This is a genomic window from Bradyrhizobium tropiciagri (genome assembly GCF_018130505.1).
GTDB lineage: Bacteria > Pseudomonadota > Alphaproteobacteria > Rhizobiales > Xanthobacteraceae > Bradyrhizobium > Bradyrhizobium tropiciagri_B.
In genome coordinates, this window is sequence record NZ_JAFCKH010000005.1 from 126,059 (window position 1) to 147,993 (window position 21,935).

At 65.3% G+C, this 21,935-nt stretch carries 20 protein-coding genes; 16 read left to right on the top strand and 4 right to left on the bottom strand.

Annotated elements, in window-relative coordinates; genetic code table 11:
• Positions 1-143: 143 nt before the first annotated feature.
• The 3 genes from JQ633_RS14235 to JQ633_RS14245 all read right to left on the bottom strand — a co-directional run bounded on the left by JQ633_RS14235 (position 144) and on the right by JQ633_RS14245 (position 3,676).
• Positions 144-1,457, bottom strand: coding sequence for a serine hydrolase domain-containing protein (locus tag JQ633_RS14235; protein WP_211985672.1), 1,314 nt, complete (start codon positions 1,455-1,457; stop codon positions 144-146).
• A gap of 168 nt (positions 1,458-1,625) precedes the next feature.
• Positions 1,626-3,122: an NAD-dependent succinate-semialdehyde dehydrogenase gene (locus JQ633_RS14240; RefSeq protein ID WP_211985673.1), complete on the bottom strand. Its 1,497-nt coding sequence runs from the start codon at positions 3,120-3,122 to the stop codon at positions 1,626-1,628.
• A gap of 230 nt (positions 3,123-3,352) precedes the next feature.
• On the bottom strand, positions 3,353-3,676 hold the full coding sequence (locus tag JQ633_RS14245; RefSeq protein ID WP_211985674.1) for a hypothetical protein: 324 nt from the start codon (positions 3,674-3,676) through the stop codon (positions 3,353-3,355).
• Between the two features lie 343 nt (positions 3,677-4,019).
• Between JQ633_RS14245 and JQ633_RS14250 the strand changes: the two genes are divergently transcribed.
• Together JQ633_RS14250 and JQ633_RS14255 are read left to right on the top strand one after the other, a co-directional pair.
• Entirely contained in the window at positions 4,020-5,204 is a 1,185-nt protein-coding gene (locus JQ633_RS14250; protein WP_211985675.1) for a serine hydrolase domain-containing protein, read from the top strand.
• A 242-nt stretch (positions 5,205-5,446) separates the two neighbouring features.
• Positions 5,447-7,141 carry an AMP-binding protein gene (locus JQ633_RS14255; protein WP_211985676.1) on the top strand — a complete coding sequence of 565 codons (1,695 nt, stop codon included), beginning with the start codon at positions 5,447-5,449 and terminating at the stop codon, positions 7,139-7,141.
• A gap of 152 nt (positions 7,142-7,293) precedes the next feature.
• Here the strand turns inward: JQ633_RS14255 and JQ633_RS14260 are convergent, their stop codons facing one another.
• On the bottom strand, positions 7,294-8,295 hold the full coding sequence (locus JQ633_RS14260; protein ID WP_211985677.1) for an adenosine kinase: 1,002 nt from the start codon (positions 8,293-8,295) through the stop codon (positions 7,294-7,296).
• Between the two features lie 339 nt (positions 8,296-8,634).
• On the opposite strand from JQ633_RS14260, the gene murJ reads away from it, so the two are divergent.
• The 14 genes from murJ (at position 8,635) to JQ633_RS14330 (ending at position 21,856) form a co-directional block, all read left to right on the top strand.
• Complete coding sequence (murJ, locus tag JQ633_RS14265) at positions 8,635-10,170, top strand: murein biosynthesis integral membrane protein MurJ (RefSeq protein WP_211985678.1); 1,536 nt, start codon at positions 8,635-8,637, stop codon at positions 10,168-10,170.
• A 66-nt stretch (positions 10,171-10,236) separates the two neighbouring features.
• The gene (gene trpS / locus JQ633_RS14270; RefSeq protein ID WP_211985679.1) at positions 10,237-11,289 is read left to right on the top strand and encodes a tryptophan--tRNA ligase; all 1,053 of its coding nucleotides are present in this window, start codon (positions 10,237-10,239) and stop codon (positions 11,287-11,289) included.
• 88 nt (positions 11,290-11,377) lie between these two features.
• The gene (locus tag JQ633_RS14275) at positions 11,378-11,872 is read left to right on the top strand and encodes a universal stress protein (RefSeq protein WP_211985680.1); all 495 of its coding nucleotides are present in this window, start codon (positions 11,378-11,380) and stop codon (positions 11,870-11,872) included.
• A 146-nt stretch (positions 11,873-12,018) separates the two neighbouring features.
• Entirely contained in the window at positions 12,019-12,585 is a 567-nt protein-coding gene (locus tag JQ633_RS14280; protein ID WP_211985681.1) for a NifU family protein, read from the top strand.
• 168 nt (positions 12,586-12,753) lie between these two features.
• On the top strand, positions 12,754-13,452 hold the full coding sequence (gene tsaB / locus JQ633_RS14285) for a tRNA (adenosine(37)-N6)-threonylcarbamoyltransferase complex dimerization subunit type 1 TsaB (RefSeq protein WP_211985682.1): 699 nt from the start codon (positions 12,754-12,756) through the stop codon (positions 13,450-13,452).
• Positions 13,449-13,934 carry a ribosomal protein S18-alanine N-acetyltransferase gene (gene rimI, locus JQ633_RS14290; RefSeq protein WP_211985683.1) on the top strand — a complete coding sequence of 162 codons (486 nt, stop codon included), beginning with the start codon at positions 13,449-13,451 and terminating at the stop codon, positions 13,932-13,934. The genes tsaB and rimI overlap by 4 nt, the downstream gene beginning before the upstream one ends.
• A 46-nt stretch (positions 13,935-13,980) precedes the next feature.
• Positions 13,981-14,433: a Fur family transcriptional regulator gene (locus JQ633_RS14295; protein ID WP_211985684.1), complete on the top strand. Its 453-nt coding sequence runs from the start codon at positions 13,981-13,983 to the stop codon at positions 14,431-14,433.
• 63 nt (positions 14,434-14,496) lie between these two features.
• A complete protein-coding gene (locus JQ633_RS14300) occupies positions 14,497-15,177 on the top strand; it encodes an HAD family hydrolase (RefSeq protein WP_211985685.1) in 681 nt (226 codons plus the stop codon).
• A gap of 212 nt (positions 15,178-15,389) precedes the next feature.
• On the top strand, positions 15,390-16,790 hold the full coding sequence (gene miaB, locus JQ633_RS14305) for a tRNA (N6-isopentenyl adenosine(37)-C2)-methylthiotransferase MiaB (RefSeq protein WP_211985686.1): 1,401 nt from the start codon (positions 15,390-15,392) through the stop codon (positions 16,788-16,790).
• A 59-nt stretch (positions 16,791-16,849) separates the two neighbouring features.
• On the top strand, positions 16,850-17,845 hold the full coding sequence (locus JQ633_RS14310; protein WP_211985687.1) for a PhoH family protein: 996 nt from the start codon (positions 16,850-16,852) through the stop codon (positions 17,843-17,845).
• A 65-nt stretch (positions 17,846-17,910) separates the two neighbouring features.
• Positions 17,911-18,408: an rRNA maturation RNase YbeY gene (gene ybeY / locus JQ633_RS14315; RefSeq protein ID WP_211985688.1), complete on the top strand. Its 498-nt coding sequence runs from the start codon at positions 17,911-17,913 to the stop codon at positions 18,406-18,408.
• A 1-nt stretch (position 18,409) separates the two neighbouring features.
• A complete protein-coding gene (locus JQ633_RS14320) occupies positions 18,410-19,567 on the top strand; it encodes a hemolysin family protein (RefSeq protein ID WP_211985689.1) in 1,158 nt (385 codons plus the stop codon).
• Entirely contained in the window at positions 19,564-21,177 is a 1,614-nt protein-coding gene (gene lnt / locus JQ633_RS14325) for an apolipoprotein N-acyltransferase (protein WP_349631563.1), read from the top strand. The genes JQ633_RS14320 and lnt overlap by 4 nt, the downstream gene beginning before the upstream one ends.
• Positions 21,178-21,439: 262 nt before the next feature.
• Positions 21,440-21,856 (top strand): helix-turn-helix domain-containing protein, encoded by a 417-nt coding sequence (locus tag JQ633_RS14330; RefSeq protein WP_211985690.1) that lies wholly within the window; start codon positions 21,440-21,442, stop codon positions 21,854-21,856.
• The last annotated feature ends 79 nt before the right edge of the window (positions 21,857-21,935 follow it).

Below are 21,935 nucleotides of genomic sequence, written 5' to 3' on the forward strand. Positions count from 1 at the left end.
GCTCGGCTGCCGTCGGCGGCCAGTCCGGGAGGCCTCGGATGCCGCGATCGTCCGCTGTTGGCGAATCCGGACATGAGTGCCGGAATGGGGTAGTAGCGATTGACCCGAAGCGGTCGACCTGTCGCGTTTGTCCCGAGCTGTTGTCAGCCTAGCTGATCGACCAGTGCCGACCACAGGACCCATGGCTCGTCTCGATGTACCGGGTCCTCAATTGCAGTGTGCACCATGACAACCTTTGAGGTCGGATCAACGCAAACATACTGGCCCTTGTATCCTAACAACGCGAACTGTCGCCGCTCACCGGGAAACAGCCACAAGAGATAACCGTAGCCAAATCTTTTCGTCGCCGCGCCCGGTAGCAGATAGCCATCCGAAGCTCGAACGGTTGTTGCATCGATCATCCATTGCGCCGGAACGATCTGCTTGCCATCCCATGCGCCATCATGCGCCAGCAAACGCCCAAGCCGGGCGTAATCGCGCAGAACGGCATTGAAGCCGAAGTGCCCCAGTTCAAATCCTTCTGCGTCTATCAACCAATTAGCATCCGCTTCCGCGCCGATCGGCTCCCATAGTTTCTCGCGCAGATAGTCGGACGCTGACTTGTTGACAGCACTCTGAAGCACCATGCCGAGCACGTCGGCTTCTATGCTGGCGTAGTAAAATCTCGTTCCCGATGGGGCGATACGCTGATTGAATTGCACGATGCTCTTAACCGTGCCCATCTTCCATTCCGGGAACGCGATCCCCATGCCGTTCCACAGGCGATTGAGGTCGCGTCCTCCGTCTCTCGTTTCACCGAAATCGACGCCTGAGGACATGTGCAGCAGATCGCGGATTGGCGTCCTGCCGTACTCGGTGCCCATGAAGCCCGGCACATAAGTTTCGGGGATATCATCGACCGACTTAATCGCACCTTCAGAGATGGCGATCCCGATCAACAGTCCGGTTATCGACTTGACCATCGACTGGGATACGAACCGATCTCGATCAGTTCGCGCGTACTGATAGCGCTCGAAGATAATCTGGTCGTCCTTGGCGATCAGTAGACCAGTGACCGGATTGCGCGACATGTAGTCGAGGGGCGAAAACTTGCTTCCCTGAAAATTGTAGTAAACCTCTGCTCTTGAGCATCTGAACTTCCAAGACGTCACAGCTCGCTCGATGAGCCGTGTTGGATAGATACGATCGATATGGGTGAATGCGCCGACACGGTATCTTGGCTCCCAAGGGCCGCCTTGCCTCCGCGCCTCCGCAATGTCGGGAAGAGGATAGCCATCTTTTGCGCCGTAAAGCTCGGCGTTTGGACCTGTTGTGGAGAAAATCGGACCGGCGCAGTCTTGCGTCGCGCGGGAGGAAACTGGTTCCGCGGTTGCGGGGATGGGGCCGCCCAACGCACAGGCGACTGTAGCAGCCAGCGATGAAAGAGCCTTGCGACGGGAATATTGCTGCGCCGACATGTCGTGCCCCAAGGGTCCTGTAAGTAGAGACCAGATTGGGCGGAAACTTCAAGGAGTATGTCAGGCTGCGTAGCCCGGATGCCGCGAAGCGAAATCCGGGGAGCTCGTTCCACGTCGTCTGTCCCGGATTTCGCTTCGCTGCATCCGGGCCACGAAGGATCGGCGCGGTTAGACCCCGGCCATCATCACGTATTTGATCTCGACATACTCATCCATGCCGTGGCGCGAGCCTTCGCGGCCGAGGCCCGATTCCTTGACGCCGCCGAACGGCGCGACTTCGGTCGTGATCAGGCCGGAGTTGACGCCGACCATGCCCGACTCCAGCGCTTCGGCGACGCGCCAGACCCGGCCGATGTCGCGCGAGTAGAAGTAGGAGGCGAGGCCGAACGGCGAGGCGTTGCACATCGCGATCACGTCGGCCTCGTCCTTGAAGCGGATCACCGGCGCCAGCGGACCGAACGTCTCCTCATGCGCAACCAGCGCGTCCGGCCGCACATCGGACAGCACGGTCGGCTCGAAGAAGCTGCGGCCGAGCGCGGAGCGCTTGCCGCCGGTGACGATCTTGGCGCCGCCCTTCACCGCGTCCGCAATGTGGCGCTCGACCTTCTCGATCGCTTCCATGTTGATCAGCGGGCCCTGGGTGACGCCCTGCTCGGTGCCGTCGCCGATCTTCATCTCCGCGACCTTCTTGGACAGCTTCTGCACGAAGGCGTCGTAGATCTTGTCCTGGGCGTAGAGGCGGTTGGCGCAGACGCAGGTCTGGCCCATGTTGCGGTACTTCGAGACGATCGCGCCTTCGACCGCGGCGTCGATATCGGCATCGTCGAACACCACGAAGGGCGCGTTGCCGCCCAGCTCGAGACCGAGCTTCTTCACGCCGACCGATGCCTGGCGATAGAGGATCTTGCCGACCTCGGTCGAGCCCGTGAAGCCGACGAAGCGCACCGCCGGGTGCTCGCACAGCACCTTGCCGATCGGCGGCGCGTCACCGGTGATGATGTTGAACACGCCCTTCGGCACGCCGGCCTTCTCGGCCAGTGCGACGAGCGCGAGCGCCGACAGCGGCGTCTCGTTGGCGGGCTTGAGCACCACGGTGCAGCCGGCGGCGAGCGCGGGCGACACCTTGCGCGTGATCATCGAGTTCGGGAAGTTCCACGGCGTGATCGCGCCGCAGACGCCGATCGGCTGGCGGATCGCGAGCAGGCGGGCGTCCGGCCGCTGGGTCGGGATGGTCTCGCCATAGACCCGGCGCGCCTCTTCCGCGAAGAACTCGACATAGGCGGCGCCGATGTCGACCTCGCCGAGCGCCTCGGCCAGCGGCTTACCCTGCTCGGAGGTCAGGATCAGCGCCAGATCCTCGCGATTGGCGATGATCAGGTCGAACCATTTGCGCAGGATGTTGGAACGCTGCTTGGCGGTCAGCTTGGCCCAGGCCGGGAACGCGCGCTGGGCGGCTTCCACGGCATTGGTCGCGTCAGCCGCGCTGAGCTGCGGGATCTTGATCAGTTCCACGCCGGTGGCGGGATTGTTGACGGCGAACTCGGGGGTGCCGACCCAGGCGCCGTCGATATAGCAGCGGTCGCGCAGCAGCGACGGGTCCTTCAGCCGATCTTGGAGGGAGGATGCTGCGGATTGCGTAGCGCGTGCGGCGACGGGCGGGGTCATGGCGTTGCTCCTCGAATTTTTCGGGCTATTCGCCGCTTATATAGAGGGAAACCTGCCACGATGCACCGGTGCCCGGCGCGACCCTGCTTGCGTGCAAATGCGACGCTGAATCTCCATCGCCATGGCAACGCTAGTGCTCCGTCATTCCGAGATGGTGCGCAAGCACCAGACCCGGAATCTCGAGATTCCGGGTTCGGCTCTGCGAGCCGCCCCGGAATGACGATCTCACCTCACGCCACGCCGCCGCTCATATAGGTTTCGCGACGGCCGATCATGCGTTCGGCGGCGGCCTTCGCATCGGCCTTGGACGATGTGGCGCAGGTCCGGTATTCGAGATCGGCCTGCGCCTTTGGGTCGCGGCGGCCGAACCAGGATTTCGCCCCGGTCTGCAGCAGCGCCAGCGCCTGTGCGACATTGTCGACCGCCTCGAAGGAATGCAGCGCCCCGGTACCGGCGTAACGGACCTCATAGAGGCCGGGGCTGATCGGTGCTTCGATATTCTCGCCGCGGCCGGGCCGCGGATAGCGTTTCCACTCGCTCCATGTCGAAATCATTGCTGCGTCCCCGCAACGGCGCCGATGGCAACCATTTGCTTCAAATCAATCCCCAAGCTGCGTAATTTGCGCAGCGATCTGAATGCGTTAATTCAAAAAAACAGGTTCGGAAATCACGTCTGCCATCACGTTACCGTGGTTGCCTCAACAGGTCATTGGCGCCTGCGGCATCTCCACCGCAAAATCTGCGCGCGTGGTGAAACGTTCGTTGCGCAAGGCCGTTCCTGCGCAGCCTTGCTCACGACATCGCGACATCGTCGCGCTCCGCCCGCCTTGCGGGCGTTGAAAAGCGGGAGGATGATCGCCGCACTTCAAAACAACAACCCACCGGAGGAAGGCCCCAATGCAGAGCAAGGCTCAGATCGATCAGGTGTTGCGTCAGAAGAGCGAGGCCAAGGAGATACCCGGCGTCGTGGCAGTCGCCGCCACCGGCAAGGATGTGATCTATCACGGCGCGTTCGGCAAACGCGACCTGTCCAAGAGCGATGCGATGACCGAGGACAGCGTGTTCTGGATCGCCTCGATGACCAAGGCGGTGACCTCGGCCGGCGCGATGCAACTGGTCGAGCAGGGCAAGCTGTCGCTCGACGAGCCGATCGGCAAGCTGCTGCCCGACCTCGCCGCGCCGCAGGTGCTCGAAGGGTTCGATGCCAAGGGCGAGCCCAAGCTGCGGCCGGCGAAAACGCCGATCACGCTGCGCAAGCTGATGACCCACACCGCGGGGTTCTGCTACGACCTGTGGAACGCGGACATGGGCAAGTACATGGAGAAGACCGGCACGCCCGGCATCATCTCCTGCACCAATGCCGCACTGAAGACACCGCTCGCGAGCGATCCCGGCACGCGCTGGGAATACGGCATCAATATCGACTTCGTCGGCAAGGCCGTCGAAGCAGCATCCGGCAAGAAGCTCGACGCCTATCTGCGCGACAACATGTTCGCGCCGCTCGGCATGAGCGACACCGGCTTCAAGATCACAGACGACATGCGCAAGCGGCTGGTCGGCATGCATGCGCGCGGCGAGGACGGCGCGCTGGCGGCGATCCCGTTCGAGCTCGAGCAGGCTCCTGAATTCCACATGGGCGGCGGCGGGCTGTACTCGACCGCGGCCGACTACATCAAGTTCTGCCAGATGATCCTCAACAAGGGCAAAGGCAACGGCAACCAGCTGCTGAAGCCGGAGACCGTCGCTTCGATGGGGCAGAACCAGATGGGCGATCTGTCCGTCACCAAGATGACATCGGCGGCGCCGCCGTTCACCAACGATGTCGACCTCTATCCCGAGCAGGTGAAGAAATGGGGGCTGAGCTTCCTGATCAACACCGCCAAGACGGCCGAAGGCCGCAGCCCCGGCAGTCTCGCCTGGGCCGGGCTCGCCAACACCTATTACTGGATCGATCCGTCGCATGATGTCTGCGGCGTGATCCTGACCCAGTTGCTGCCGTTCGCCGACAAGCACAGCCTGGAAGCCTTTGCCGGCCTGGAGCGCGGCGTCTACGCCGGGCTCACCGGGCAGAAGGCGGCCTAAAAATCCACCTCGCCCCGCTTGCGGGGAGAGGTCGGAACGCATCGCCAGATGCGTTCCGGGTGAGGGGGAGTCTCCACAAATCCAGCTGCTACCTTCAATGCGGAGACAGCCCCTCACCCCGACCCTCTCCCGGTAAGAACGGGGAGACGGAGCAAGAGACCCCGCCATAGGTCGGGCCTGTCCGTTCGGCACCAAATCACTAAGATCGCGCTCAACGCGACACTCACGCGAGGAGGACGATCTTGGCACCCAAGGCGGAAAGTTATGTGTGCGGCATCTCGGATGCGCCGCTGCTCGGCGAAACCATCGGCCGCAGCCTCGACCGCGCGCGGGCGCGCTGGGGCGAGCGCGAGGCGCTGGTCTCGCCCAGCCACAATGTGCGCTGGACCTGGAACGAATTCGCCGAGCGGGTCGAGGCGCTGGCGGCGGGCTTCCTCGCGCTCGGCCTGCAACGCGGCGAGCGGATCGGCATCTGGTCGCTGAACCGGCCGGAATGGACGCTGACGCAATTCGCCGCCGCCAAGGCCGGGCTGATCCTCGTCACCATCAATCCGGCCTATCGGCTCAGCGAGCTCGAATTCGCGCTCGGCAAGGTCGGCTGCGCGGCGATCGTCACCGCGACCGCGTTCAAGACCTCGGCCTATATGGAGATGCTGAACACGCTGCTGCCCGAGCTTGCGAGCTCAGAACCCGGCCAGTTGCGATCGGCGCGGCTGCCGCAATTGCGCGCCGTGATCCAGATCGGCGGGCCGGCCGCAGCGGGGACGATTGCGTTCGAGCAGGTTTCGCAAATGGGCGGGCCGCGCCATCGCGAGCAGATCGCGGCACTCGGCGACCTCCTGCAGTTCGACGATCCGGTCAATATTCAATTCACCAGCGGCACCACAGGCTCGCCCAAGGGCGTGACGCTGACCCACCACAATATTCTCAACAACGGCTATTTCACCGGCCGCGCGATGCGGTTGACCGAAGAGGACCGGATCTGCATCCCGGTGCCGCTGTATCACTGCTTCGGCATGGTGATGGGCAACCTCGCCTCCGTCACGCTCGGCGCCACCATGGTCTATCCCGGCGAAGGCTTCGATCCGCTGGCGACGCTGACGACGATCGCGCAGGAGAAATGCACCACGCTGTACGGCGTGCCGACCATGTTCATCGCCGAGCTCGACCATCCGGATTTCGCGCGCTTCGACCTGTCGTCGCTGCGCACCGGCATCATGGCCGGCGCGCCCTGCCCGATCGAGGTGATGAAGCGCGTCAATACCGCGATGAACATGCGCGAGGTCACGATCGCCTACGGCATGACCGAAACCAGCCCGGTGAGCTTCCAGAGCGCGACCGACGATCCGCTGGAGCGTCGCGTCTCGACCGTCGGCCGCATCCATCCGCATGTCGAGGTCAAGGTGGTCGACCTCGACGGCAGGATCGTGCCGCGCGGCGAACGCGGCGAGCTCTGCACCCGCGGCTACAGCATCATGCTCGGCTATTGGGACGAAAAGGAAAAGACCGGCGACGTGCTCGACGCCAATGGCTGGATGCACACCGGCGATCTCGCGGTGATCGACGACGAGGGCTATTGCAACATCGTCGGCCGCATCAAGGACATGGTGATCCGCGGCGGCGAGAATTTGTATCCGCGCGAGATCGAGGAATTCCTGTTCCGCCATCCGAAGATCCAGGACGTGCAGATCTTCGGCGTCGCCGACGATCGCTACGGCGAGGAGCTGTGCGCCTGGGTGCGCGTGCGCGCCGGCGAGACGCTCACCGCCGACGAGGTCCGCGCCTTCTGCCACGGCCAGATCGCCCACAACAAGATCCCGCGCTATGTCGAGTTCGTCGAGGAATTCCCGATGACGGTGACCGGGAAGATCCAGAAATTCGTGATGCGCGACGCGGTGGAGCAGCGGCTCGGGCTGAAGGCGGCGAAGACGGCGTGACTTCTTTCTTCTCCCTCTCCCGCTTGCGGGGGAGGGCCGGGGTGGGGGGTATCGCCACGAGCGAGACTCTTCGTAGGGAGAGAGCCCCCACCCGCCGCGCTTCGCGCGTCGGCCTCCCCCGCAAGCGGGAGAGGCGAAGAGAACGCCCTGCCCTAAACCAGCAGCCCCTTGCCCTTCGCCAGATCCTGCAGCGACACCAGCGGACGGGCGCCGATGTGCTGGATCACTTCCGCCGCGGCGAGCGAGCCGAGGCGGCCGGCATTCTCGTAGCCGACGTTGCGGACGAGGCCGACCAGGAAGCCGGCCGCGAACAGATCGCCGGCGCCGGTGGTGTCGACCAGCCGGTCGATCGGATAGGCCGGCGCTGATGTCACGCCATCTCTCGACACCACGACGCAGCCCTTCTCGCTGCGGGTGACGACGCCGAGTTTCGTATCTTTCCCGAACTGCTTCAGCGCGGTGTCGAAATCGGCGGTCTGGTACAGCGAATGCAACTCGGACTCGTTGGAGAACACGAGGTCGACGATGCCCTTGCGCATCAGGTCGAGGAATTCGTCGCGGTAGCGATCGACGCAGAACGAATCCGACAGCGTCAGCGCGACCTGACGGCCGGCGCCGTGCGCGATGGTCGCGGCCTTCACGAACGCGTCCTTGGCGTTCTTCGGATCCCAGAGATAGCCTTCGAGATAAATGATGCCGGCCGCCGCGACCTGCTCCGGATCGATGTCATCAGGCGTCAGGTCCTGCGCGGCGCCGAGATAGGTGTTCATGGTGCGCTCGCCGTCCGGCGTCACCAGGATGTAGGAGCAGCCGGTGGCGGGCCCGCTGGTGGCCGGCCTGGTGTCGAACGTCACGCCGGCGGCGCGGATGTCGTGTGTGTAGAGGTCGCCGATCTGGTCCTTCTTGACCTTGCCGACATAGGCCGCGCGGGCGCCGAAGCTGGCGACGCCGACGATGGTGTTCGCCGCCGAGCCGCCCGACACCTCGGTCGCCCTGCCCATGTCGCTGTAGATCGCGGTGGCGCGGGCCTCGTCGATCAGCTGCATCGAGCCCTTGGTCATGCCGTGCCGCGCGAGGAACCCCTCGTCGGTCTGCACCAGCACGTCGAAGATCGCATTGCCGATCCCGAGAACGTCGTATTTTGCCTCAGCCATTGACCTGCCCTGTGTTGCGGAGGCTGCGGCCTATCACGTTACGGCCGACGGCAGCAAGACAGGCCAGCAGTCCCGTCATCCCCAAGGATGATGGGTCGAACTGCGGTACAACATATCCGGCGTCGTCCCGGCGAAGGCCGGGACCCATAACCACAGGGTTGGATTATTGAAGAAGGCTGCGGCCCCAGCACCGCGCAACAATGATCTTCGGTGGTAATGGGTCCCGGCCTTCGCCGGGACGACACTGAATGTTTGGCGTCGCTGATCGCACTCTCTGAGGGTAACGGGTCTGACAGGGTGCTACTGGCAGCAACACGTCCTGCTGCTATACAAGCCGCGATGATCCGCTCCTTCCTCACCGTTTCCACGGGAACGCTGTCCTCGCGGCTGCTCGGCTTCGTGCGCGATTCCGTGATCGCGGCGCTGCTCGGCGCGGGGCCGGTGGCGGATGCGTTCCTGGCCGCGTTCCAGCTGGTGAATGTGGTGCGGCGCCTGCTCGCCGAGGGCGGGCTGAATGCGGCGCTGGTGCCGGCCTGGCTCAAGATCCGCGACAGCGACGGCGTCGCGGCGGCGACTGCCTTCGCCGGCCGCGTGCTCGGCACCGTCAGCGCTGCCGTCATCGCGGCCGCGCTCGTCATCGGCGTGCTGATGCCGTTCGTGATCGCCCTGATCGCGCCGGGCTTCGTCGGCCGCGACACGCTGCAATTCGCCGTCGACGACGCGAGGCTGATGCTGCCCTATCTCGCCTTCGCCGGACCCGTCACCGTGATGATGGGGCTGCTCAACGCGCAGGGCCGCTTCGCGCTGACCGCGTTCTCGCCGCTGCTGTTCAACATCGCGCTGATAGCCGTGATGGCCGTGCTGCTGGTGCGGCAGCACGACCCGGTTCGCGCGGCGCTGGTGATGGCGGCGACGATCGGCGTCGCCGGCCTGCTGCAGCTCTCGATGCTGGCGATGCGCGGCGCCAAGCTCGCCGCGCCGCTGCGTGTCTCGTTCGACGGCGAGATGCGCAGCTTCCTCGGCCGCGCGGTTCCCGGCATGGTCGCGAGCAGCGCGCCGCAATGGCTGATGGTGGCGGGCGCGGTGATCGCCTCCGGCGCGCCGGCGGCAGTGTCCTGGCTCTATTTCGCCAACCGCCTGCTCGAGCTGCCGCTCGGCATCGTCGGCGTCGCGATGGGCACCGTGCTGATCCCCGAGATGACGCGCGCGGTGCGCAGCGGCGAACACGGCGCGATCGCGCATGCGGAATCGCGCGCGCTGGAGCTCGCGGCCGGGCTGGCGCTGCCGGCGACGCTCGGCCTGATGGTGCTGAGCGGCCCGATCGTGCGCATGCTGTTCGAGCACGGCGCATTCAGCGCCGAGGACAGCGCGGCGACGGCGCAGGCGCTGGTCTGGCTGAGCCTCGCGCTGCCGGCGCATGTGCTGGTGAAGGCGCTGTCGCCGGCGTTCTTCGCCCGCGAAGACACGCTGACGCCGCTGCTGGCGACGCTGCAATCCGTCGTGGTCGCGATCGCCGCGGCGTTCCTGTTCGGCCAGCTCTACGGCGCCAACGGCATTGCCGCCGGGATCACGCTCGGCGCCTGGAGCAACGCGCTGTCGCTGATCCGCAAGGGCGCGACCAGCTTCGGCTTCTCGATCGATGCCGACGCCCGCCGCCGGCTGCCGCGAATCCTCGCCGCCGCGCTTGCGATGGGCGCCCTGCTGTGGATCGCGGCCCGCCTGCTGCCGGCCGGCGCCCACGGCCTGGTAGAGGCCGCCGCCCTGCTCGTGCTGATCACCGCCGGTATCGCGGCTTACGGGCTGCTTTTGCAGCTTTTCGGCGTGACCGGCTGGCGGCAGGCGGTCAACGCCGTCAAGCAGGGGCGCCCCGCCTGACTTGCGCGCGCGAAGCTTAAATGGCAAACGACCCCGCCAAAGCCAGCATTTCCGGGAATCTTGACCATGGCGTTCGTTGAACGGGTTTTCTCAGGCGTCCAGCCGACGGGCAATCTGCACCTCGGCAACTACCTCGGCGCCATCGTCAACTTCGTGAAGATGCAGGAGACGCATAACTGCATCTATTGCGTCGTCGACATGCACGCGATCACGCAAGGCGTCGACGTCTGGGGCGGCCCGACCGAGCTGGCGCGCAACACCCGCGAGGTGACCGCCGCCTTCATTGCCGCCGGCATCGATCCGAAGAAGCACATCGTGTTCAACCAGAGCCAGATCGCCGGCCACGCCGAGCTGACCTGGATCTTCAACTGCGTGGCGCGGATCGGCTGGCTGAACCGCATGACCCAGTTCAAGGAGAAGGCCGGCAAGGATCGCGAGAACGCCTCCGTCGGCCTCTACGATTATCCGGTGCTGATGGCCGCCGACATCCTGCTGTACCGCGCGACCCATGTGCCGGTCGGCGAGGACCAGAAGCAGCATCTGGAGCTCTCGCGGGACATCGCGCAGAAGTTCAACAACGACTTCGTTGATTCAATTCGTGGCCATGGGTTCGACGACGGCCTGTTCTTCCCGCAGCCGGAACCGCTGATCACCGGGCCGGCAACGCGGGTAATGAGCCTGCGCGACGGCACCAAGAAGATGTCGAAGTCGGACGCATCCGACAATTCGCGCATCAACCTCACCGATGACGCCGACACCATCGCGCAGAAGATCCGCAAGGCGAAGACCGATCCGGAGCCGCTGCCGTCGGAAGAGAAGGGCCTCGAGCCGCGCCCGGAGGCCGACAACCTGGTCGGCATCTACGCCGCGCTCGCCGGCGTCTCCAAGCAGGAGGTGCTGACGCAGTTCGGCGGCGGGCAGTTCTCCAGCTTCAAGAACGCGCTGGTCGAGGTTTGCGTCGCAAAACTGGCGCCGATCGCCAGCGAGATGAAGAAGCTGGTCGCCGATCCCGGCCATGTCGACGCGGTCCTGGCCGACGGCGCCAACCGCGCCCGCGGGATCGCCGACGAGACCATGCGCACGGTCAAGGACATCGTCGGCTTCATCCGCCCGCGCTGACGCACGCGTCAGGAACTGCGCGCGCCCTCTCCCAAACGGCGAGGGAGTGTGGCAGCATGGGTCGGTTTGGTTCAGCACCGGGACATGCATGACCACCCAGCGACGCAGCTATGAGACCGGCCACAAGCCGAAATGCCTCGTCATCGTCGACGACACGGCGGAATGGGACCGCGCGGTCTATTACGCCAGCCGGTGGGCGATCCGGGTCGGCGGCGGCGTGGTGATGCTGCGGGTGATCGAGACCGAGGACCAGAACCAGCAATGGCTCGGCGTCGCCGACATCATGCGCGCGGAGGCCGAGGAGGCCGCCAATGAGGCGCTGGACCGCGCCGCCGGCCGCGCCAACGGCATCGCCGCGATCACCCCGGAACGGGTGATTCGCGAGGGCGACCCCACCGAACAGATCCTCGACGTGATCGAGAAGGACGTCGACATCGCCATGCTGGTGCTGGCCGCCAATCCCGGCGCCGAGGGGCCTGGGCCGATCATCACCACGATGGCCAAGACCATGGGCGCGTTCCCGATCCCGGTCACCATCGTGCCCGGCGGGCTGACCGACGCCGAAGTCGACGCCCTGTCCTAGTGGATTACACCCTTTGAGGCCACGCCGGAGCATGGATACGGCCCCGGAACCGCGGTTTTGCGGCTTGATCGATAGCTTTTTAGTTGCCATTTGATAGGGGAACCCTCAACGCGCCGGCCTTGAACCGGCGACGCCGGAGACAGCAGATGTTCATTCAGACCGAAGCCACCCCCAATCCCGCCACCCTGAAGTTCATTCCGGGCCGCGTCGTGCTCGACAACGGCACGATGGAATTCTCGCCGGACTCCGCGGCCCGCTCGCCGCTCGCCGAACGGCTGTTCGCCGTGCCAGGCGTGACCGGTGTGTTCTTCGGCTCGGATTTCGTCACCGTGACCAAGGCGGACGGCGACTGGCAGCACCTCAAGCCGGCGATCCTCGGCGCGATCATGGAGCACTACATGTCCGGCGCGCCGCTGCTCGCCGACGGCACCGCCTCCAGCGACGCTGCGAGCGACGAGGACGACGAATTCTTCGATGAAGCCGATGCCGAGACCGTCGAGCAGATCAAGGACCTGATCGAGACGCGCGTGCGCCCCGCGGTCGCCAATGACGGCGGCGACATCACCTTCCGCGGCTTCAAGGACGGCATCGTCTATCTCAACATGAAGGGCTCCTGTGCCGGCTGCCCGTCATCGACCGCAACCTTGCAGCACGGCATCCAGAACCTGCTTCGGCATTTCGTGCCCGACGTGCAGGAAGTCCGGCCGATGTAAACCTGCGCAGGGTGGGCAAAGGCGCGCTTGCGCCGTGCCCACCTTCAAGAGCAGTGCAAGAGGTGGTGGGCACGCTTCGCTTTGCCCACCCTACGAAGAGGGGGAAAGAACGGTGAGCCGGCGAACAGGAATTGGCCCTGACCTTCCATTCGCTGTGACGTCTTCCTCATGATGATTCTCGCAATCGATACCGCGCTCGATGCCTGCTCAGCGGCGGTGCTCGACACCACCTCCGGCAATACCATCGCCATTGAATCGCTGCCGATGCAGCGCGGCCATGCCGAGGCGTTGATGCCGCTGCTCGGGCGGGTGATGAAAGAGAGCGGCATCGGCTTTGCCGGGCTCGACCGCATCGCCGTCACCACCGGCCCCGGCAGTTTCACCGGCCTGCGCGTCGGCCTGTCGGCGGCGCGCGGCATCGCGCTTGCCGCGGAGAAGCCGGTGGTCGGCGTGACCACGCTCGCCGCTTACGCCGCGCCCGTGGTCGCCGCGAATGCCGAACGTCCGATCCTGTCGGCGATCGATGCGCGGCACGATCACGTCTATTTCCAGGTGGTGGCCGGCGACGGCAGCCCGCTCGTCAAGCCGAAGGTGGCGCCGATCGCGGAGGCGCTCGAGGCCGCCCAATACGGCGCGCTGCATCTGGTCGGCAACGCCGCGGCAATGCTTCTTGCCGCGCGCTGGCCTGCGGACGCAGCGGACCCCGTCGCGGTCGATTGCCAATCGGCACCCGATATTACCTGGGTCGCCTGGATCGGCGCCGCCATCGATCCCGACGGCGCGCCGCCGCGGCCGTTCTATCTGCGCGCGCCCGACGCCAAGCCGCCGAAGGATCGCCTCGAAGTCAGCGCCCCGCCGTCGACATGATGGACTGGTTGTCACGGTGGTGGAGCGGCGGCCCGCTTGCGGTCGAGCCCGCGACGTTGCGCGACGCGGCGCGGCTCGCGCAACTGCATGGCGCATCGTTTCACCGCGGTTGGGGCGAAGGCGAATTCGAGATGATGCTCACCGAGCGCAACACGCTGGTGCATCGCCTGCGCCAGGGACGCAAGGTGATCGGCTTCGCGGTGTCGCGCATGGCGGCGGACGAGGCGGAAATCCTGTCGATCGCGATCGACGGCAGCCAGCGCGGACGCGGCCTGTCGCGCAACCTGCTGCTGACCCATCTCGGCCATCTTGCCGGCCGCGGCATCCGCACCATTTTTCTGGAAGTGGAAGAAAACAATCAGCCGGCGCGCAGACTCTACGAACGGACCGGATTCGGCGTGGTCGGCCGCCGCGAACGCTATTACAAGCAGCCCGGCGGGGAACATTTGAACGCGCTTCTGATGCGCCGCGACTTGTCGTAACATCCGCGCGATGGCAGAACAGCGCCTGCTCTGAGGCCCCCGGACCATGACCACGGTGAAAATCCCGCCTGCGCAGAAGAATACCGGCATCGAGGCGCGCTGCGCCGCGACCGGCATGCGCATGACCGAACAGCGCCGCGTGATCGCGCGCGTGCTGGCGGAATCGATGGACCATCCCGATGTCGAGGAACTGTATCGCCGCTGCGTCGCGGTCGACGACAAGATCTCGATCTCGACGGTGTACCGCACCGTCAAGCTGTTCGAGGACGCCGGCATCATCGAGCGCCACGATTTCCGCGAGGGCCGCGCGCGCTACGAGCAGATGCCGGAGAGCCATCACGACCATCTGATCAACCTGCGCGACGGCAAGGTGATCGAGTTCACCTCCGAGGAGATCGAGAAGCTGCAGGCCGAGATCGCGCGCAAGCTCGGCTACAAGCTGGTCGATCACCGGCTCGAGCTCTATTGCGTCCCGCTCGACGAAGACAGCAAGTCGTAGCATAGCGTTTTCAAGCGAAGTGGGCACCGGTTCGCGCAAAGAAAACGCGTCAGACAGAAAGCCATGAACATCGATCTCGTCATTTTCGATTGCGACGGCGTGCTCGTCGACAGCGAGGTGATCTCCTGTCGCGCGCATGCCGAGACGTTGACGCGTCATGGCTTTCCGATCACGCCTGATGGCGTGCTGAAGCGTTTCCTCGGAGTCTCCGACCGCGAGGCGCGGCAGATCGTCGAGACCGAACTCGGCCGCGCGTTGCCCGATGGCTTCGAGGCCGAGGTCAAGCAGGCGACGCTCAGCTTCTACGCCGACGATCTCAACGCCATCGCGCATGTCGGCGATGCCATCGCCGCACTCGACATCCCGACGTGCGTGGCCTCGAGCGGCACGCCGGAGAAAATCCGCCACGGCCTCGTCTGCGCCGGGCTCTACGACCAGCTCGCGCCGCATATCTTCTCCGCCGTGCAGGTCAAGCGCGGCAAGCCGGCGCCCGACCTGTTCCTGTTCGCCGCCGAGCAGATGGGAGCCAACCCTGCGCGCTGCGTCGTGATCGAGGACAGCGTGCCCGGCGTCAGCGGCGCCCGCGCCGCCGGCATGACGGTGCTGGGCTTCTTTGGCGGCAGCCATTGTACGGCGGAACACGAGGATATGTTGCGGAAGGCGGGGGCGGCGGTGACGTTTGCCGACATGCGCGAGTTGCCGGGGTTGATTGCCGGGATCGGGGCCAAGACGCCCGTCATGTGATCCACTGTCATTCCGGGGCGCGACCGCAGGGAGCGAACCCGGAATCTCGAGATTCCCCGGTGCGCAATTGCGCACCTGAGGTCTGGTCCTTCGGACCATCCCGGAATGACGGGGTGAGAGGGGTGCCAGACCGCTGGATTTTCGCCCCTTTTGGCTATATCTGAGCCCCGCGCCCCATATGGCGCCGTTTCCATTCCACGACTTTGGGTTCCATGACGACGCCGCGCAAGCTGCACATCAAGTCCTATGGCTGCCAGATGAACGTCTACGATGCGCAGCGCATGGTGGATACGCTGGCCGGCGAGGGCTTTGTAGAGACGGCTAGCGCTGATGACGCCGACCTCGTGATCCTCAACACCTGCCACATCCGGGAGAAGGCCTCGGAAAAGGTCTATTCCGAGCTCGGCCGGCTGCGCGTCGCCAAGGAAGAGGCCGCGCGGCACGGCCGCGAGATGAAGATCGCGGTCGCCGGCTGCGTCGCGCAGGCCGAAGGCGAGGAGATCGTCCATCGCGCGCCGACCGTCGACATCGTGGTCGGGCCGCAGAGCTATCATCATCTGCCGGAGTTGCTGAAGCGCGCCAAGGCCAATGGCCGCGCGCTGGAAACCGAATTCCCGGTCGAGGACAAGTTCGGCTTCCTGCCGCAGCCGAAGCCGGCGGCGATCCGCGCCCGCGGCATCTCCGCCTTCGTGACGGTGCAGGAAGGCTGCGACAAGTTCTGCACCTTCTGCGTGGTGCCCTATACGCGCGGCGCCGAAGTGTCGCGCCCGGTCGCTGACATCATCGACGATGTGATGCAGCTTACCGAGAACGGCGTGCGCGAGCTCACGCTGATCGGCCAGAACGTCAACGCCTATCACGGCGACGGCCCAGACGGCCGGCCCTGGTCGCTCGGCAAGCTGCTGCAACGGCTTGCTGAAATCCCTGACGTGAAGCGGCTGCGCTATTCGACCAGCCATCCGCGCGATGTCGATGACGATCTGATCGCGGCGCATCGCGACCTGGCCGAGCTGATGCCGTTCGTGCACCTTCCGGTGCAATCGGGATCGGACCGGATCCTCGCAGCCATGAACCGCAAACATACCGCCGATGACTACCGGCGCGTCATCGACCGGTTCCGGGCGGTACGGCAAGATATTGCTTTTTCATCGGATTTTATCGTCGGCTTCCCCGGGGAGACGGCTGAAGAATTTTCCGCCACACTCGCGCTTGTCACGCAAATCGGCTACGCTGCGGCCTATTCATTCAAATATTCGCCCCGGCCGGGCACGCCGGCGGCGGAGATGCGGGAGACGGTGTCAGCGACTGAGATGGACGAGCGCTTGGGGCGGCTTCAGGATTTGATCGACAGCCAGCAATCGGCCTTCAACCGGGCTGCGATCGGCACAACGGTCGACGTGCTGTTCGAGCGCGCCGCGCGCAATCCCGGCCAGATCGTCGGCCGCACCGCCTATCTGCAGCCTGCGCATGTGATGGCATCGCCAGACATCATCGGAAAAATTCTGCCGGTGCGGATCGACAGCCTCGAACGCTACAGCCTGAAGGGCGAGCTTGCGACACGGTCCGCCCCAAGCCCCATTTCAAGTCCTGTTTCGCAGACCATTGGAGCCTGAAATCCTTGCCAAAAAGCGCATCGGATTCGTCTTCGCTCGCTCCCAGCCGCAAACTCGACATGCAAACTCCGCCTGAGACCCAGGTCGTCATCGATTTCGACGACAACCGCGCCGCATCCGCGCTGGTCGGCCCCTACGGGCAGAACCTCGCGCTGATCGAGCGGCGGCTCGGCGTCGTGGTCGATTCCCGCGGCAATCACGTCACCGTCGCGGGCTCACGCGACGGCTGCGATGCAGCGCGCCGCGTGCTCGAGACGCTGTACGCCCAGGCAGTCCAGGGCCACGACCTCGATCAGGGCGAAGTCGAAGGCGCGATCCGCGCCGTGATCGCGCAGGGCTCGCTGTTCGAGTTCGACAACAAGACCGCCAAGCCGACCTTCGAGACCATTAATCTGCGCAAGCGGGCGGTGCGGGCACGCACCGCGGCGCAGGACTCCTACATCCGCGCGCTGAAGCGGCATGAGCTGGTGTTCGGAATCGGCCCGGCCGGCACCGGCAAGACCTGGCTCGCCGTCGCCCATGCCGCGCAGCTGTTCGAACGCAAGGAAGTCGACAAGATCATCCTGACGCGTCCCGCGGTCGAGGCCGGCGAGCGCCTCGGCTTCCTGCCCGGCGACCTCAAGGAGAAAGTCGATCCGTATCTGCGCCCGATCTATGATGCGCTGTACGACCTGATGGATGCGCGCGTCGTCGAGCGCGCGCTGCAGGGCAACGAGATCGAGATCGCGCCGCTGGCCTTCATGCGCGGCCGCACGCTGACCAATGCCGCGATCATCCTCGACGAGGCGCAGAACACGACGTCGATGCAGATGAAGATGTTCCTGACCCGTCTCGGCGAGAATAGCCGGATGATCGTCACCGGCGATCCCTCGCAGGTCGATTTGCCGCACGGCCAGGCCTCCGGGCTTGCCGAAGCGGTGAAGCTGCTCGACGGCGTCGAGGGCATCGCCCAGGTGCACTTCAAGGCGGAGGACGTCATCCGCCATGAACTGGTGGCGCGCATCGTGGCCGCCTATGAGGGATTGCCGCAGCGCCCGGCAAAGGCCAGACCTTGAGACCAATAGCTTCGGCCGCGAGCCCGCATGCTGCGGGTTCCGGCCATAACCCAGATTTTGAAACCGTGTCCGCTTTTCCTGCAACCGAGGTCCTCGTCACCGCCACGTGCTGGCAGGCCGAGCCTAACGCCGACGCGGTGATCCATCGCGCCATCGAGGCAGCGGCTGAGGTCGCCGATGCCGATGTCGGCGACGCCGAACTCGCGATCATGCTGACCGACGATGCCGGCATCCGCACCCTGAACGCCAATTGGCGCAACATCGACAAGCCGACCAATGTGCTGTCGTTCCCGGCGCTGCAGCCGACCGGCGACGGCAGCGACGACGATGCCCCGCGCATGCTCGGCGACATCGCGATCGCCTATGAAACGACGCGGCGGGAGGCCGACGAGGAAGCCAAGCCGTTCGACCATCATTTGAGCCATCTCGCCGTGCACGGCTTCCTGCACCTGATCGGCTACGACCACGAGAACGACGCGGATGCCGAGGACATGGAGAGCCTCGAGCGAAAGATCCTCGAGACGCTCGGCATCCCCGACCCCTATGCGGATCGGATCGACTGACATGCCGGATTCCGAACCAACCCATGACAATCCGCGCAACGTGAGCAACCTGCCTGCCGTGGTGCATGAGGGCGAGGTGCAGCGCGCCCCCGCCGAAGGCTGGCTGGTGCGCGCGATCCGCACGCTGTTCGGCTGGAAGGCCGGCTCGGTGCGCGACGATCTGCAGGTGGTGCTGGATGCCTCGACGCCCGACGACGTCGGCTTCTCGGCGATCGAGCGCACCATGCTGCGCAACATCCTGTCGCTCAACGAGCGGCGGATCGCCGACGTCATGGTGCACCGCGCCGACATCGTCGCGGTCAAGCGTGACATCCCGCTCGGCGAGTTGATGAGCCTGTTCGAGAGCGCGGCGCATTCGCGTCTCGTGGTCTATAACGAGACCCTCGATGACCCTGAAGGCATGGTGCACATCCGCGACCTGCTCGCCTTCATGACCGCGCGGGCGCGCGTCACCGAGGCGACCAAGACGCGGCGCAAGAAGCCGTTCCCGGCCGGGCTCGACCTGCGCACGGTCGATCTCGCGCTACCGCTGTCGGAAGCCAACATCATCCGCAAGCTGCTCTACATCCCGCCGTCGATGCGCGCGATCGACCTGCTGGCGCAGATGCAGGCCTCGCGCATCCATCTCGCGCTGGTGGTCGACGAATATGGCGGTACCGATGGGCTCGTCTCGATCGAGGACATCGTCGAGCAGATCGTCGGCGAGATCGACGACGAGCATGATTCCGACGAGCCGCCGGCGATCGTCCGCCAGGCCGACAACTCCTTCATCGCCGATGCGCGCGCCAGCCTCGACGACGTGCGCTCGGTGATCGGCGAGGATTTCGTGACCGGCGAGGCCGGCGAGGAAGTCGAGACGCTGGGCGGCTATCTGGTGTCGTTCGTCGGCCGCCTGCCGGTGCGCGGCGAGGTGATCTCGGGCCCGGGTAATTTCGAGGTCGAGGTGCTCGACGCCGATCCAAGGCGGGTGAAGCGCTTGAGGATCTCGACCCGCAAGGAACGGCCGCCGGCGCGCAAGGAGCGCGAGCGGCGCCGCGAGCAGACGCCGGACGCCGGAACGCCGCAGGCCAATGACAACACGCCGCCGGCCTCCGGCGACGGAGCCGGGGCATCCGGAGACGGAGCCGGGGCATCCGGAGACGGAGCCGGCCCGCAGTGAGGCTGCCCGACAAACTCCGCGCCGCGGCGCTTGCGATCATCCTGACCTGGGGATGGAAGCGCGCCATGCTGGCGCTTGTCGCCGGCGCGCTGTCGGCGCTGGCGATGGCGCCGTTCAACGCCTGGCCGGTGCTGTTCCTGACCTTCCCCATCGCGGTCTGGCTGATCGACGGCGCGGCCGCCGGACGCGCGCGCGGCGTGCCCGCGGCGGCGCTGTCCGGCTTCTGGTTCGGCCTCGGCTATTTCGTGCCGGGACTGTACTGGATCGGCTACGCCTTCTTCGTCGATGCGCAGACCTTCGCCTGGCTGACGCCGTTCGCGGTGCTCGGCCTGCCGGCCTATCTGGCGCTGTTCACTGCCTTCGGCTTCGCGCTGGCGCGCCTGATCTGGCCGCGCGATGCTTCGCGCGTGCTCGCGCTCGCGGTCAGCCTGACGATTTCGGAATGGCTGCGCGGCCATGTCCTGACCGGCTTTCCCTGGAATGCGTTCGGCTACGCGCTGAGCGAACCGCTGGCGCTGGCACAAACTGCATCATTGGTCGGGCTGTGGGGCATGACGTTCCTCGCGGTCGCGATCTTCGCCAGCCCGGCCGTGCTGATCGACGGTTTTTCGCGCGGCCGCAGGCCATGGCTTGCAACGGTGACCGCGGTGGCGGTTCTGGCAGCAATGCTCGTGTTCGGCGCGGTGCGGCTGTCGCTGCAGCCGACCCAGATGGTCGCCGGCGTCAAGCTGCGCATCATGCAGCCCGACCTGCAGCAGGACGCCAAATTCAATTACGCCGCCAAGGCCGCGGTGATGCAAAAATATCTCACTCTGTCGGATCGTGCGTCGGGGCCGCACTCCACCGGCGTGAGCGACGCCAACATCCTGATCTGGCCGGAATCCGCGTTTCCATTCTTCCTGACCCGCGAAGCCGACGCGATGGCACAGATCGCCGATCTGCTGCCGCGGGGAACCGTGCTGATCACCGGCTCGGTGCGTGCGCCCGATGTGCCGGCCGGCGTCCGCGTCACGCGCGCCTACAATTCGATCTATGTGATCGACCATGACGGCAGCGTGCTGTCGATCTACGACAAGCTGCATCTGGTGCCGTTCGGCGAATATCTCCCGTTCCAGGAGTGGATGGAGAAGCTCGGCTTCATGCAGCTCACCAAGGTGGTGGGTGGATTCATTCCAGGTACGGTGCGCAAGCCGCTCGACGTGCCGAACGCCCCGCGCGCGCTGCCGCTGATCTGCTATGAGGCGATCTTTCCCGCCAATGTCGTCGAGCGCGACGACCGTCCCGGCTGGATCATCAATGTGACCAATGACGGCTGGTTCGGTATCTCGACCGGACCCTACCAGCATCTGCAGCAGGCCCGGATGCGCTCCATCGAAGAGGGACTGCCGATGGTGCGTGCCGCGAATACGGGCATTTCCGCCGTGATCGATCCGCTGGGACGAACTGTCGCGCAACTCGGGCTCGGCATCGAAGGCGTGCTCGACGCCGGCCTGCCGGCGGCCATCGCGCCGACGATCTATGCGCGTATTGGGAACATCCCCGCCGCTGTAATTGTATTTGTTGCCTTCGCAATCGTGCTGTGGCGGCGTTTTGCCAGGCGAAAAACCTGAGCCCTGCATATCGCCGGTTGTCGCCGAACCCGAAAAATCGTCGAAATCCGTCTCGGTGTGATTCCACCTGTTGACAGATTGACCGTGCACTTCGCATGGTACGGACCTGAGCGAAATCACAAGTCCAGTCAGCCCCTTTGCGAAAATTGTCCGCATTTCGTCCCAATCCTCCCCGCAGGATTTGACGCTACCGGCGCCTGAGGCATAGTCGGTTTCCAACCAGCCTCGCCCACCGGCGCTCGATCCCTTAGGAGAGTTGGAAATGTCCACCAAAGCGCCCAACCCTGTTGACAAATATGTCGGCAGCCGCGTCCGCATGCGACGCATCATGCTGGGCATGAGTCAGGAAAAACTGGGCGAGGCGCTGGGCCTGACGTTCCAGCAGGTGCAGAAATACGAGAAGGGGACCAACCGGGTCGGCGCCAGCCGGCTGCAGCAGATCTCCGAGATCCTGCAGGTGCCGGTCTCCTTCCTGTTCGACGGCGGGCCGAGCAGCGCCAAGACCGGCGACGGCTTCGGCGAGGGCGCCTCGCCGACCTATGTCGCGGATTTTCTCGCCACCGCCGAGGGCCTTGCGCTGACCCGCGCCTTCACCCGCATCAACGACGCCAAGCTTCGCCGCAGCATCGTCGAACTGGTCGAGCAGATCGCCTCGCGCGAGGCCTCCGACCAGGCCTGATCCAGCCACAAGCGTTTGAGAGATACTCAAAACTGGACTATGTGAGTCCGGCGAACGCTGGCGCGTGCGCGCAATGACA